General features: G+C 63.0%; 14 protein-coding genes. 3 read left to right on the forward strand and 11 right to left on the reverse strand.

Annotated features, from left to right (window positions below; translation table 11 throughout):
• Positions 1–35: 35 nt before the first annotated feature.
• Entirely contained in the window at positions 36–1088 is a 1053-nt protein-coding gene (locus AQZ52_RS18245; protein ID WP_082698142.1) for a sensor histidine kinase, read from the reverse strand.
• Between the two features lies 1 nt (position 1089).
• The gene (locus AQZ52_RS18625; protein WP_156424990.1) at positions 1090–1767 is read right to left on the reverse strand and encodes a DNA-binding transcriptional response regulator; all 678 of its coding nucleotides are present in this window, start codon (positions 1765–1767) and stop codon (positions 1090–1092) included.
• Between the two features lie 323 nt (positions 1768–2090).
• Here AQZ52_RS18625 and AQZ52_RS15785 point away from each other — a divergent pair, with 323 nt between their 5' ends.
• Positions 2091–3062 carry a hypothetical protein gene (locus AQZ52_RS15785; RefSeq protein ID WP_067913146.1) on the forward strand — a complete coding sequence of 324 codons (972 nt, stop codon included), beginning with the start codon at positions 2091–2093 and terminating at the stop codon, positions 3060–3062.
• Here AQZ52_RS15785 and AQZ52_RS15790 read toward each other — a convergent pair.
• On the reverse strand, positions 3014–3952 hold the full coding sequence (locus AQZ52_RS15790) for a calcium-binding protein (protein ID WP_067913149.1): 939 nt from the start codon (positions 3950–3952) through the stop codon (positions 3014–3016). The genes AQZ52_RS15785 and AQZ52_RS15790 overlap by 49 nt on opposite strands.
• 248 nt (positions 3953–4200) lie before the next feature.
• Between AQZ52_RS15790 and AQZ52_RS15795 the strand changes: the two genes are divergently transcribed.
• Positions 4201–4938 carry a winged helix-turn-helix domain-containing protein gene (locus tag AQZ52_RS15795; protein ID WP_067913163.1) on the forward strand — a complete coding sequence of 246 codons (738 nt, stop codon included), beginning with the start codon at positions 4201–4203 and terminating at the stop codon, positions 4936–4938.
• A 9-nt stretch (positions 4939–4947) separates the two neighbouring features.
• On the opposite strand, the gene AQZ52_RS18790 is transcribed toward AQZ52_RS15795, so the two are convergent.
• The 5 genes from AQZ52_RS18790 to AQZ52_RS15820 form a co-directional block, all read right to left on the reverse strand.
• The gene (locus tag AQZ52_RS18790; protein WP_067913166.1) at positions 4948–5166 is read right to left on the reverse strand and encodes a peptidoglycan-binding domain-containing protein; all 219 of its coding nucleotides are present in this window, start codon (positions 5164–5166) and stop codon (positions 4948–4950) included.
• A 328-nt stretch (positions 5167–5494) separates the two neighbouring features.
• Positions 5495–5839 (reverse strand): hypothetical protein, encoded by a 345-nt coding sequence (locus tag AQZ52_RS15805; protein WP_067913169.1) that lies wholly within the window; start codon positions 5837–5839, stop codon positions 5495–5497.
• 29 nt (positions 5840–5868) lie between these two features.
• The gene (locus AQZ52_RS15810; RefSeq protein ID WP_156424992.1) at positions 5869–6273 is read right to left on the reverse strand and encodes a hypothetical protein; all 405 of its coding nucleotides are present in this window, start codon (positions 6271–6273) and stop codon (positions 5869–5871) included.
• 212 nt (positions 6274–6485) lie between these two features.
• Positions 6486–8024 (reverse strand): beta strand repeat-containing protein, encoded by a 1539-nt coding sequence (locus AQZ52_RS15815; RefSeq protein ID WP_156424993.1) that lies wholly within the window; start codon positions 8022–8024, stop codon positions 6486–6488.
• Positions 8025–8201: 177 nt separating this feature from the next.
• The gene (locus tag AQZ52_RS15820; protein WP_067913178.1) at positions 8202–9212 is read right to left on the reverse strand and encodes a hypothetical protein; all 1011 of its coding nucleotides are present in this window, start codon (positions 9210–9212) and stop codon (positions 8202–8204) included.
• Positions 9213–9598: 386 nt separating this feature from the next.
• Here AQZ52_RS15820 and AQZ52_RS15825 point away from each other — a divergent pair, with 386 nt between their 5' ends.
• Positions 9599–10333, forward strand: a complete 735-nt coding sequence (locus AQZ52_RS15825; RefSeq protein ID WP_169793760.1) for a cell wall hydrolase — start codon at positions 9599–9601, stop codon at positions 10331–10333.
• Here AQZ52_RS15825 and AQZ52_RS15830 read toward each other — a convergent pair.
• The 3 genes from AQZ52_RS15830 to gspD all read right to left on the reverse strand — a co-directional run bounded on the left by AQZ52_RS15830 (position 10330) and on the right by gspD (position 13874).
• Entirely contained in the window at positions 10330–10890 is a 561-nt protein-coding gene (locus tag AQZ52_RS15830) for a hypothetical protein (RefSeq protein ID WP_067913184.1), read from the reverse strand. The two genes, AQZ52_RS15825 and AQZ52_RS15830, sit on opposite strands and share 4 nt — an antisense overlap.
• A gap of 84 nt (positions 10891–10974) precedes the next feature.
• A complete protein-coding gene (locus AQZ52_RS15835; protein WP_156424994.1) occupies positions 10975–11838 on the reverse strand; it encodes a type II secretion system protein GspK in 864 nt (287 codons plus the stop codon).
• Complete coding sequence (gene gspD / locus AQZ52_RS15840) at positions 11835–13874, reverse strand: type II secretion system secretin GspD (RefSeq protein WP_067913190.1); 2040 nt, start codon at positions 13872–13874, stop codon at positions 11835–11837. Before gspD ends, AQZ52_RS15835 begins: the two co-directional genes overlap by 4 nt.
• Positions 13875–13881: the final 7 nt, after the last annotated feature.

Raw genomic sequence — 13881 nt, forward strand, 5'->3', positions numbered from 1 at the left:
GTGGAATTAAGTATCTAGCAACGAATTCTTGAAGGTCATCTGCGGTTCTGGCTGGAGTCTTGTGTCGGCAAAACCACTGTAAATCTGGTTTCGTAAAAACATTCTCCGTCATCCCAATATTCCGCATCAAATTGATTTACAAAAATTCTGCCTTTGAAATGAGATTCTGCGATAGTTTTTGCGGCAAATAAGCCGATTCCAGATCCTGTCTGGGATGAATTTCTTACAGATTCGCCTCTATAATCCCGGTCAAATATCTTATTTTTTTCAGAATCTTTAATTTTTGGCCCTAAAGATTCAAATCTTATTATAATTTCATTCTCTTTTTCCTCAAATCGAACTAGGATGTTGCTTCCGTGTGGAGCATATTTCAGGGCGTTCTCAACAATAACGAATGGGACAATCTCAAAAATTGAGGGGCCGAGAATTTCGCGTCGGCACTGTCCCTCAATTTTCCAAGTGATCCGCCTTGCTTTCAACTTCCCGTCAAAACAACGCAGTACTTTGTGAACTTTGGGATAAGGTTGTATGTAATCCTGTGGGCGTCCAGATGTTAGCCCACTCTCGTAATCGATGATATCAAGTCTAATTGACATCATTGACTGTGCATTGATTATAAGATCAACTTTACTCTGTATTTCAGAGGAGTCGGCAGGAAGAGCTCGCTCTACAGATTCTCTTATATTTAGAGATCCATGATATATTTCTGTAGAAATGGCTCTAAGATCATGGGTTAGGTTTCTAAACTCGGCATCTCGCTGTTCCCGGATTTTTTCAAAAATGTCTAAATGAGATGCTGCATATTTCTCAATTTGAATACGAGAAAAACGCAAAGGGTGGTTTGGAAACTTGCGATTTGGAGATGGTTGTGACGCATCAAGAATACCTGGAAACACGATTTTCCGACCAAGAGCGTCTAGGACGCTGAATGTTTGGTAGCCAAGAGGGCATCGGTGCCATCCCGATTTAGCGCCCGCATAAAATGATTTTTGCGCAACAGAAAAAAATTCGGTCGGAAGATTTATTAATATTCCCTCGTTTATGGTTATTAATCCTTTATCAACAACTATATAAGGTATACTTGTCATGTCAACCTACAAGAAGTTTAAATATCCCAGACGCGATCAATGATTGCGCTATAGCGCGTGCATCATCTTTAATGTCATAGCTTCCCGATATCCTTCCAAATATCTCTGGGTCACGCTTTTGAACTGATTTCACGAATGCATCTTCTAACTTCAAAATGTCTAAAGTGGCGACATTTTTTCGAACAAGTGCATCCCGTTGCCGGCGCCAAACAATTATGGGATTTGATACTCGCTCGATATAGTCGTCGAGTTTGTCGCGCCATTCCTGTACGTCAGCGTCTTTACGTAGAAAAGAGTCCGCAGTCTCGTTCGCTCTGGCTGTTATGTCATCAGAGAGGGCTCCGCCAGTGTAGGCTATGACGAACTTTTCGGGGCTATTTCGTTTGATCTCATTGATGAGAAATGCGCCTTGGTTTTTTCCATCCAGATGACGGCCGACACCTTGGAGATCGCATAGAATGATGTTGTAGGGCTCTACCTCATCCAAGGTCTTAATGTCTCCTAAGGCCTTGATATTATAGCCATTATTTGTTAGCGTCTGCTGCGCGGCGAACGCCTCATCGTCAATCACTGCAATTGGTACAAGTCCCCGACGATCACGGTCACTTTTTAGCGAGGCAAACGTTTGTGAGCGCTCGAGTTCACGAATTTGCCGATATGAGAACAGTTTTTCGAACATCTTTAAGGCTCACCTAGCTTCCCTTCGGAATATACGTATATGCCGAGGATTCGGCGATAGCATTCCTTCTGCCGAAGCAATTTTCCTACACACTCCCACCCATGCCATAATGATCCCCTTTTGTTCCAAGCGGGAGTCGCATGGTCATGCCTCAGCACAACACCAGCAGTTTCGGGCGGGGGTGGATCCCCGGTGATCGCGATATCGGGCTGCCGGGGGAGACTCCCCTCCTGCACGCGGAAGGGGTCGGGGGTAGGCCGGAACCAGGCGCGGCGTATGATGCTGCCCACTCCAGCCCCTCCCGCATGGGGGAGGGGCTTTGCATGGCGCTCCCCTTCACCCCGGATCGCCGCATCCGCTTTCTCCATCTCCTCGCCACCATCGGCAATGTCCGCCGCGCCTGCGCGGGGGTCGGGGTCTCGCCGCAGTCCGCCTATGTCCACAAGCGGCGCGATTCCGCCTTTGCCGCCGGTTGGGATGCCGCGCTGCTCCTCGCGCGCGATGCGGCGGAGGAAGTGCTGGCGGAGCGCGCGCTACATGGCACGCATGAGACGATCTTCTACCGGGGCGAGGCGGTCGGCAGCCGGGTGCGCTTCGATGCGCGCCTGCTCCTCGCCCATCTCGCCCGGCTCGATCGCCATGCCGATCAGGCCGAGGGCGCGGGGGTGATCGCGGCGCGGTTCGACGATTATCTGGCCGAGCTGCACGCGGGCGAACCGCTGTTCCAGCCGCCGGACCATGATCTCGATGGCCCCGCCGAATGGTATCCCGCCCGCCCCACGCGTGAGGAAGCGCTGCTTGCCGCGCGCCGGAAGGTGCTCTCCCGCTTTCCCGACAAGGCCGAGGACTTGCCGGCCGAGACCCTCGCCGCGATCGATTCCACCGGCTTGGACCAGTACGACCTCTGGGCCCACGCGCTCGCCCATGCCCAGCGCGAGGCGGAGGCCGTGGCGGCGGACGCCTGGGATGCCGAAGCCGGCGCCAGCCTCACCGCGCTCGACGCCCTCTTGGCGGAGGATGCCGGGGAGGGGGCCTGCGCAATGGAGAGCGGCGGGGGGGAAGGGCGCGCCGTCATGCCCGAAGCAGGAAGGGCCCCGCCTTGCGGCGAGGCCCCCCTCGAAGTGCCGTTTGAAACCAAGGCCTTTGCCGCCGGGGGCTTCCGGTTTCCCTCGGGCAAGTTTCCCTCTGGCCGGTTTCCCTCAGAACTGTGTCAACCGTGTCAACCGGCGGTGCCGCGCCGCCCGGTTCAGAGCACGAAGTCGTCCGCCGTCAGCGCCGTGGCGGAGACGACATAGAACAGGAGGTGGTTGCCCGCGTCGTCGTAATAGAGCGAGACCGCGTAGGTGCCCGCCGTCGCTGATGTCTCGACCACGAGGCTGCCGATGCCGGGGACGACGGCGGGCTGCACATCGCCGGTCCGGTCGATGAAGGTATAGGCCTGGTCACCCTCTTGCGTGGTGTTGGCGTCGATCATGCTCACGTCGATCTTGTCGCCCTCGGCGTGGCTGAAATCGGTGATGTAGTCGTAGTCAAAGCCCTTGAGCTGGCCGAGGCTGCGGAACTCGAACGTGTCCGCGCCCCTGCCACCGCTCAGCGAATCGCTGCCCGCGCCGCCGCCGATCACGTCGTTGCCGTCACCGCCCACGATCACGTCGGCGCCCGCTCCGCCGAACAGGCGGTCGCTGCCGGTGCCGCCGAAAATGTCGTCCGCGCCGCTGCCGCCGACGATGCGGTCGTTGCCGGCATCGCCGACCAGCCGGTCGTTGCCCGCACCGCCCAGGATCGTGTCGCGCCCGTCGAAGCCGCGCAGCGTGTCGTCGCTGGCGCCGCCGTTCAGCACGTCGTTGCCGCTCCAGGCGAGGCGGTTGATCGTTGCCGTGTCGCCCGCGGCCATCGCATCGCGCAGCGCCGTGCCATCGATGGCAAGGCCGGTGCCGCCCGAGACCACCGTGCCGTCGACGACGTAGCTGATCGCGTTGACCGTGCCGCTCCACAGCCCGTCAAACCCCGCGTCCGAGGAGAACACCGCGCTGCCGCCGCCGCCAAGATTATAGACGATGTCCTTACTATTCTCGCTAAGCTGTCCGCCTTCCGGTGCGAAATACAGCAGGGTTGCGAGGAACCCTTCGTCGAACACATTGGTGTCGACATCGCCCGGGCCGTAATCGCTGCTGTAAATCGCCATCGCACATCACTCCGCTGCAGAAAACGTATCGCAGTGTATCAGTGCAGTTACCTAACCGTCAATGCGGCGGTGTCTGCTGTCATGGTCTCGAACTTTTGCTGCGGCGCAGGCGGCAACTGTCGCCGCCTTGTCATCAACCCTTCACCGTGCTGCAACAAACCTTACCTAGGCCTGAACCCAAGATGAACAGTTTCACGCCCCTGATGGACCCGGCTCCCTGCGGGCGAGAGGAAGGCCCCGCAAGCGCGATGTCACGCAAGGCATCCATCCTGCTCTACGAACCGAACCAGACCATCCTGAGAATGATGAAGTTCAATCTCGAGATGGAAGGCTTCATCGTGGTCGAAGCGGGTGAGCCGGCGGAGGTCACGCGCCACATTGCCATGCAGGATCTTGATCTTGTCCTGCTCAACTGGACCGAGCCCGGCGAAGGCTGCATCGATCTGTGCCGCGCGGTGCGGCAGGCGGATGGGGTGGGCTATCTGCCGATCATCGTCGTCTCGGCCGCGCGTGACGAGCGCGAGCGGCTCGGCGCTTACGACGCGGGCGCCGACGATATCGTGATGAAACCCTTCTCACTGCCGGAACTGCTCGCGCGCATCCGCGCCATCCTGCGCCGCACCGCGCCGGCCATCAGCGGCCGCGTCATCCGGATCGCCGGGGTGGAGATGGATATCGACAACGGCACCGTGAAGCGCGACGGGATCGATGTGCGGCTCAGCCTGATCGAGTTCAAGATCCTTCGGTATCTCATGGAGAACGCCGGCAAGGTCCGCACCCGCGAACAGATCCGCCATGCGGTCTGGGGGCGCGACAGCCAGATCGAGATCCGCGCGGTCGACGTGCGCATCACCCGCCTTCGCCGCCGCCTCAATGTCGAGAGCCGGCCCGATGTGATCCGCACCGTGCGCTCGGTCGGCTATGCGCTGGGGGATCAGCAACCCCGGCTGCGAGCGGAACTCCGGTTCGACGGCGCCGAGGCCTGAGCCCGACGATCAGGGCGTGGTCAGGCGGCCGACGGTATCGCGATCGAGCGTGCCGCTGGGCGAAATGCCCGCGTTCGCCTGAAACTCCCGGATGGCCTGGGTCAGCAGATCGGGATCCTGCGCATCGGCCGCGTTGGCAAGGAAGTGCAGGCTAACGAGCCGGTCGACGATGCGTTGCACGGTTGCGCTGTCGAGCACTCCGGAGCCGGCGGGAAGCGCCGTGGCCACTGGGGTCTGACCTGCCGTTGACGGTCCGGGGGCGGATGGACTGGGTGAGGTCGGGCCTGCCGGGGGCGGCGCGGCCGATACAGCTGCTGTCGGCGGCGCGTTCAAGCCCGTTGGTGTCGGATCCGGGGCCGGCGCCGGCTCTTCCGCTACGGGATCGTCCTGCTCGGCAGGCGGCTTTTCACTGTCCGGCAGCGCAACGGCTGCAGCGATGGCCGGAGATGTCGCGGTGCTCTGCGCGCGGAGCCCTGCGCCTGGCAGCGCGAAAATGACCCCGATGAGTGGGACGACCAAGCTGGTCCGCAGGACCTTTGGCAAGACAGCGCCGCCCTCAGTTCTTGAAAGTGCCGGTTGCTGTCGTCTGACCGGAATTGCTGCCGGAGATCGTGTTGCCATTGATCGAGTTCGAATCGCCATTGATCTGGTTGTAGACGCAGTAGCCGCACGAAGTCACCGAGCGGTACATTGAGGTCACGTCCTTGCCGATCGTCTGGAGCTGCGCGTTTTCGCCTTCGGTCTTGTGCAGCAGCGCCGAGTTGATCGCCTGAGTCGAAGAGCCGTTCGAGCCCATGGTGCCCCAGGCGCTGGTGGCGGGGCCGGCGAGCGCGGGAGCCGGGGCCGTGCCCAGCATGAGGGCGATGGCGGCGAGGCCGGCGGCGGTCTTGGTCGGGTTCATGATGATGATCCTTCCTGCTGGTCGGGTGATCACTTCGACGAAGTGGTCTTGATCGAGATGACGTTGGAGAGGCCCGTGGCCGAGATGCTCTGGCTGTTGTTGCCACCGGTGAACGAGCCGCCGGTGACCGTGGCGCGGACATTCACGGTGCCGGAATTGGTGCCGCTCAGCCGGTTGCCGCTGACGCTCACGGACGAATTGCCAAGCGGCTGGCCGTCTGCCCCGATGTTCGAGTCGGTGATGCTGTAGTTCGAACTGGCACCCTGCGCGGCGAGGTTGCCCGCCGAGTTGTCGATGCCGCCGGTGACGGTGGGGTTGGTGACGTTGCCGCGCAGCGTGATGTCACCCGAGTTGATCGCGCTGAGGTCCGAATCACCGTTCTGGTTGACGATCTGTGCCGCTGCGGGAGCAGCGCAGACAAGGCTGGCCAACATCGCGGCAGCTGCAGCGGAAAAAACGCAGATCGCAAGCGGCCGAGGGGCCGGCTGTGGCAGTCGTCTGTTCAGCATCACAAAACCCCTTTCTACCTTTCCTTAGCCTAACCTGAACCAGCTTCGTCTGAAACAGGAAAAGGAGGGGCGCGCGGCCCCTCCTTCCCATAGTCTTGTGCAGGCCCTGCCCGGCAAGCCGGGCAGGGATTGTGCGATTACTGCGCGCCGACGAGCGTGCGGCTGATCGCCTGCGAAGCCGAGGCACCGACCGCAGCGGCCGAGATCGAGTTGCTGAAGCCACCGTCGATGTTCGGCGTGGCCAGACCGCCAGCAACGAGAACCGCACCGCTGTTGTTGCCGGAGACGGTGACGTTGTTGAGCGTGCTGCCGACGCCGGTGATGCCGCCGCCGGTGTAGTCGGTAACCGAGATCGACTGCGAAGCCGAAGCACCGACGCCCGCGATCGAGATCGAGTTCTTGGAACCGCCATCGATGCCCGAACCGGTGATGGTTTCCGAGATGTTCGAGACAGCGCCCGAGTTCGTGCTGTTGACGGTGATGTCGTCAAACGCGACCGAACCGCCGGCAGCGCCGTTCGCACCGCCATAGACGGTGTTCGTGAACGACACCGAACCCGACGAACCGACCGCCGAGAGGCTGATCGAGTTGCCAAGGCCGGTACCCGAGATCGCGGCGCCATCGAGCGTCGCAGCGGTGCCGGTCGTGCCGTCGCCGCTGAAGGTGACCGCAGCAGCGTTGGTCGAGTCGACGCCGACAACGCCGGTGGTCGCCGAGAAGTCGCTGATCGCGCCGCTGTCGAAGGTGGCCGCAGCGAACGAGAGCGAAGCCGAAGAACCAACGGCAGCGCCGCTGATCGAGTTGGCCGCGCCGCCTTCAATCTTCGGCGTCGCGACGGTCGTCACGCCGACCGAAACCGCGCCGGTGGTGTCGTTGGCAGCGCTGATCTTGGTGTCACCGCCCGAGAGGTCGAACAGGGCGCTGTCAAGCACCGTGCCGTCGCCGCTGACAGTGGCCGAGAACGAAGCCGAAGCCGACGAACCGACGCCAGCAACGCTGATCGAGTTGCCCGTGCCAGCCTGGATGTCCGCGCCGGCAACGCCGGTGCCGAGGGTGAGGGCCACGGCGCCGCTGTTACCGCCGCCGAGGTCGCCGCCCGCAACGTCAACCGGGGCGACAGTGCCGTCGGCAAGACCCGACGAAACCGTGAGGCCACCGCCAACGGTGTAGCTGAAGGTTTCGTTGGAGCCGATCGTTGCGCCGCCAACGTCGGTGACCGTGGTGCTGGCCGAGGCCGAGGCCGACGAACCGACCGCCGCGAGCGAGATCGAGTTCGAGTTGCCCTGGACGATCGTCGCAGAGGTCAGCACGTCGCTGGTCTGCGTCACCGCAGAGGCGTTGCTGGCGCCGACGCCGACGGAACCGTCGATGCCGAGCGAGGCATCACCGCCGACGCCCGAGTTGTTCACCGTGGTGAACGACGACGAGGCCGACGAACCGACGGCCGACGCCGAGATCGAGTTCTTGAAGCCGTCGCCGATGTTGGCGCCGTCAACGCCGAGGGTGGCGCCGCCACCGTTGACCGGGTCGAGCGTCACGGTTTCCGAGTTGACCGAACCGACGGTCACGTTGCCGGCAATCGACCAGGTGTCAGCGACCTGGGCGTGGGCCGACGTCGTGGCGAGGAAAGCAGTCGCGCCGAGCAGCGCGAGCTTCGTCATGTGAATCTTGGTCACGTTTATACCCCTATTCTTTCGTTTATACCCCGTATCTAGCCCCGTAGGTACTAGCACGAGCGCTCTGGCCACTTAGGTTGAAACATTGGTGACGGTTTGAAGAATGGGCGGGTTTTTTTCCTTCACCATTCTGTAACCAAGTTGCGACGCGGGGCACCATAGTCCCGCACCGAGCCTTCAGTTCCGGTTGCGCCGGGCCTTGTCTGGAACGCCCTGATCCCCGCTAACAGGCGCTTGCGGTGCCGGATTCCGGGGGGTCTGTGCCGGCGCGGGAGCGGCTTCGGGCCCCTTGTGCGACCCGCCTGCGGGCCTTTCCTGAGGGCGATCCTCATTGGCCTTCGCTTTGTGGTTCGCCTTCAGATTCTCGACCATCTGGCGGCAATCGTCGGGCACGATCGGCATGCTGGCGAGCACGTCGGCCACGGCGAGGGCAATCACGTCCCGAGTCGCTTCCTGAAGGCGCTGCTGATCGGTGAACCCGATGGTGCCGGTAACCAGTTCGCCTTTGCCTTTGCCGAACAGGCGCGCCACGCCCACGCCGGCATCGCGGTAGAACACCTGGCGGTTGAGCGAGCTGATCGCCATCGTCATGCGGTCGCCCGGGCGATACATCTCGGCCGAAACCTCGAGGCTTGCCCCGCGCACGTTGTAATAGGGGCCGATGCCCCCGGCGCGGACATCGACCGACGGGCCGCCGATGAAGTCGAGCGCGGTGAATGCTGTCGAGATGATGAAATTGGGCACCCGGGTCTGCTGCTGGGTCGCCAGCGCCGAATCGAGGCTCGCGCCGCCAAACTGGCGCAGCGCGCGCTCGGTGTTGAGCTCATAGTAGTTCATCGAGAGCCCGCCGGCGCGGATGACCGCCTCCGAAGCCCAGATCGCCGCGGTGCCCTGCGGCAGGAACGAGCCGGTGGCCCCTTCGTAACCATAGGAGGACTTGCCGGTGCCGTCCGAGTGCACCGCAATGCCGAAGCGGATGCGGTTGAGCACGTGGCTGTCGCGCATGCAGGTCAGCGCCTGCATGATGCCTTCGCTCGGCGTGCTTTGCGCCGACGGCGGCGCTTCCGACAGCGTCACGCGGTTGCCCGAGCCGTAAGGAATGCCGCAAGCCGCAAGCGGCAAGCTGAGCGCGGCGAGCATCATCACGCGCGCGCCGAAGCCCGCGCCGCGCTGTGCAGCGCCGGACATGCGATTTCCAGCGTCCATGCGCAGGGTCGCTTGAGCCGACTGCTTGCCTGCCGGGCCGACTGGGTTCTCCATAATTCTCTTCTTGTCCATCTGGTCGGGAGGCCGGTCTGCACTGAAAAGACCGGGCAGCGGATGCGTCCTACCCATAGTTTTGGGCAGTTAGATTGCATTTGTGTTGCACATTATTGACATCACGGGTGTCGGGCGGTGATTGTCCCTGGCCGAGCCGGGCTTGGCGCTTGATATTGCGCGCAATTGACAGAAAAATGAAGCAATCGCCACGTAGCGAGCAGAGTATGCTAGAAGCCCGATCAGCTAACGGCCGCCACGGGGCCGGATCTGCAAGCAGAGCGGGCGTTCTGCTGGTGGCGGCGTGTGGTGTGGCCGTGGCAGGTCCCGGCCAGATCACGGCGCGCGCCCAGGAAACCGGCTTCGCCGCAGCGCTCCGGTCCGATATGGCTGGACCGTCTGCAGCTGAAGACAAGGAGGACTCGCTCCGCTGCCTCACGCTCGCGGTGGCCTACGAAGCCGGCAACCAATCGCGCGAGGGTCAGCAGGCCGTTGCCGAAGTCGTGCTCAACCGGCTGGCCCACAGCGCCTTCCCGAAGACGGTCTGCGGCGTGGTGTGGCAGGGGTGGCAGCGCGGCCGCGGTTGCCAGTTCACCTTCGTCTGCGACGGCGCGCTATCCCGCCGCCTGTCCGATGAGACGATCAGCGCCGCGCGGGCGGTTGCCATGGGCACCCTCGCGGCGGGCAAGCCGCGGCTCGTGGCCGGCGCGCTCAACTATCATGCCAACTATGTGAGCCCGGCGTGGGCTGCGAACCTGGTGCGGGTCGGCCGGATCGGGGCGCATATCTTCTATCGTCCGCTACCCGGCGGAAGCCCGGAGGGCGGCTTGCCCGGCGGAGATGCGCAAGCGCAGGCCGCCGCAAGCGACAGCACCGGCGCGCGCTGGGCGCAGCCCGACCATGGCATGATCATGCGTGCCTATGCCCGTTACAGCCGGATCGGCCAGGGCAGTGCCGGAGAGAACCGAGAGCCGCTTGCCCCGGCACCTTCGGCCCCGCACGACGCGCAGGAACCGAAGGTGTTCGCGCCCTGGGGCCTCGCGCTGCGTTAACGCAGCTTGCCCGCTTTGGCGGTCGGCGTGATGGCGACGTCGCAATAGCCCGCGTAGATCTTGTCCTTGTCCCACGACGCGAGATCGGCGGCATTGGTCATGAACAGCTGCGCGCGGTGCGCGGCCTCGTCGTAGTTCGTGATGACCAGCACCTTGACCTTGTAGCCCCCGACCGGCGCGGTCATTTCCACGCGCTCAGGCCACATGTCGACCACGCGCTGGAAGGGGCCGACCATGTCGGCGGTGATCTTATCGGGATCGGCGATGATGCGGGTGCGCTTGTCGACTTTCTCGGTTACCGGGAAAGCGGGATCGGGCGGCTCGGTCGTGCGCACCGGGATCGGCGGCAGGAACAAGCTGAGCTTATGGTACGAATCGAAAACGAGCTCCTTGGCGAGCTGTTCGCGCGACGTATCGACATTCGTCGTGTGCCCGAGGTCGCAAGTGAGGGTACGCGCCGGCAGCAGGGGCACCTTCTTGCCACCTGCCGCGTGCGCGCAGCCACCGGCCAGGGCCAGCGCGAGGCACGGAGCAAGCATCAGGGTGAAGCGGGGCATGACTATCCTCGAGTGGTTCGTTGTCCCGGCGCCTATTGAGGACGGGTGACGCGGGTGTGACAAGAGCGCGACCAAAGTGCCGTGCTACTCGACATACTTGATCGCATAGCGATGCCGGCCGGGCGGCGCGACCACCACCACGGCCCGCCGCGTCACCGTGCGTCCGCCATCGAGGCGGGCCTCGGCAACAATGCTGACCACGTGGTTCTTGAGTTCCGGTGCGCTGAACCCGATCGCGGTGCGCTGGCCGGACAGTTCACGTCGCCGCGAGATTATGTCGGGCGAATTGGCATCGCCATCGGTCATGACCTGGATCGCGAGCAGATTCGCGTGGGTGGCATCGAAATACTCGGAGGTATCGGCCGTGCCATAGGCGCGGATGCGCTCGACAAGTTCTGGCGTGAAGCCGCGGATGTCGGCCAGTTCGTCGACCGAGCTGATCCAGGTGTTGGCCGGACGCAGCCCGCGCGGATTGTAGTATTCGGATTCGGCGCCGTTCTCGCGCGCGTCCTCGTCGTCATCGATCCAGTCGCCATACGAATCGCGGGCAATCGAACGCTGCGGCTCCGGCACCCCGAGGGCATCGAGCAGCCAGCCCATGTTTTCCTCGTTGACATGCTCGAACACGATCTTGCCCTGCTCGTCCTCGACGTGGACCTTCAGAGCAACGCCGTCGAAGGTCAGTTCATGGTCCTCGCCCTCAAGCGTCCACACGCGGTTGCCGCCCTGCTCGCTCAGCCCGCCCAGCGCCACGGCAATGCCCGCGTCGGCCGCCGCCACGAGGCGCGCGCGTGTCGTCTCGGCATCGAGGGTGTCGATCTGCGAGACTGATGCCGTGGTGAACATCGCGGCCACCGCCGCCATGATCGCGATCGCTCCGACCGCCGCGACCATGACGTAGCCCCGGTCCGCGTGCCGGGGCAGTCGGCCATGGCCGCCAGGTTTCACGGGATGCGGCCCTGCTTCTTGAACGGCTCGAGCGTCGAGATCTTCTCGCGCATTTCCTCGGTGATCGCGCTGAGATCGCCCGGCGAGCGCAGGACGTGCGGCTTGATCAGGATGATCAGTTCGGTGCGGCGCTGCGAATTGTCGTTGTTGCCGAACAGCAACCCTCCCAGGATCGGAATGCGCGAGAGGATCGGTAGACCGTTCTTGCCGAAGCTCTTGTTGTCGCGGAACAGGCCGCCAAGCGCGATGACCTGACCGTCCTGCACCTGCACCGTGGTGGCCACCTTGCGGGTGGAGATCGTCGGTGTGCTGGACGTCGAGGACTTGCTGGCCCCGCTCACATCGCTGACTTCCTGCGCGATATCGATCAGCACGCCGCCGCTGGCGTTCACGCGCGGGGTGATCTTGAGGATCACGCCGGTATCGCGGTACTCGACCTGTGTGACGATAGGCGAATTCGTGCCGATTGCCGATTGCGAGCTGGCGGTCTGCACCGGGACCTGATCGCCCACCTGAAGCGAGGCGGTCTGGTTGTTCAGGACCAGCAGCTTGGGCGCCGAGACGACCTTGACGTTGGTGCGCTCCTCCAGCGCGTTGAGCGTCGCGCGGATGTCGTTCTTGTTGGAGTAGAAATAGGAAAAGCCCGGAAATATCCGGGTGGCCGTAGCCGTGGTGCCCTGGCTCAGCGAGAAGTTCGATTCGCCCGTCTGGAAGTTCCACTGCACGCCGTAGCGCAGCGCATCGTTGAGGCCGACTTCGGTGATCGCGGCCTCGATCATTACCTGGATCGGCGGCACATCCAGTTTGCGCAGCGCGTCTTCCACGATCGAATAGTCGTGCGGCGATCCGAACACGACGACAGCATTGTTGACCTCGTCGCTGGAAATGCTGACCTTCATGCCGCCGAGCACGCCGGCCCCGCCGCCGCCGAAACCGCCACCGCCCGCAGGAGATGCGGCGAGGCTGGGGGCGTTGGTGGCGCTGCGCGCCGGATCAATCCCGTCACCGCCTTGACGCATGTCGGATTGGCTGCTGCCGGATGAGGTCTGGCCGTCGCTACCGGCACCGCCACCGCTGCCGCCGCCACCGAATGCGCCGGTGAGCGTTTTCACGAGGTCTTTCGCGCGGCCGTTCTGCGCGCGGTAGACGAACAGGCGCGGCTCGTTGCTCTTGCCCTCGCGGTCAAGCACTTCGATCCATCGGCGCACGTCCTCAAGGTACTGCTTCTGCTGGCTGATCGCGATGATGCCGTTGAGTTTCTCCATCGAGATAAGCCGCACGAGCCCGCGCGTCGGCGCGTCCGGTGCATTGATCAGCTTTTCGAGATCCGGCACGATCAGGCGGCTGTCGGTGCGTTCGGGCACGAACAGCGCGAACGAGGTCGAGCGCAGCCAGTTGACGTCGAACTGCGCAACCATGTCGTGCGCACTCTTGCGCTGCGCTTCGGTGCCCGCGATCACCAGCGAGTTGTGGGTTGGATCGACCGACTGCACCGCCCCCGGCACGACCGTATCGAGCAGCTTCTTGAGCTCTTCGGCATTGACGAACTGCAGCGTGATCGCCTCGGTGCCGAAGCCGCGATCGGGCAGGAAGCCTGTCCCTTCGGCCTTGGCGGCGGCGACAGTCTCGATCACATAGCCTGAACCCTTCCAAACGAGCGCCAGATCGGCCTTCTTGAGCGAGGCCTCGAACAGTTCGAGCAGCTGGGTGCGGTTCACCGGGCCCGGCGTCGAAAGCCCCACATCGACATCGCCTTCGACCTGCACGGTAAAGGGAATGTGCAGCGTGTCACCCAGCACGATCCGGGCGAGCGTGTGCACGTCGGCACTTGGGATATTGAGCTCGATGTTGCCGTTCTTCGCCTTCGTGCTGCGCGGCGTGATCACCGGCGGCGGCAATTCGCCGCCGACCATCGCGGTCGCAACGCCCTTGTCGGCCGCGGGTGCTGCCGGCTCGGGCAGCGCGGCAGGGCCTTCGACCGGCCTTGCCGCCTGCGGGGCGGCACAGCCCCCGGCAGCCGAAGTGGCCAGCGCCACCGCAAGG

The organism is Novosphingobium fuchskuhlense (genome assembly GCF_001519075.1).
GTDB lineage: Bacteria > Pseudomonadota > Alphaproteobacteria > Sphingomonadales > Sphingomonadaceae > Novosphingobium > Novosphingobium fuchskuhlense.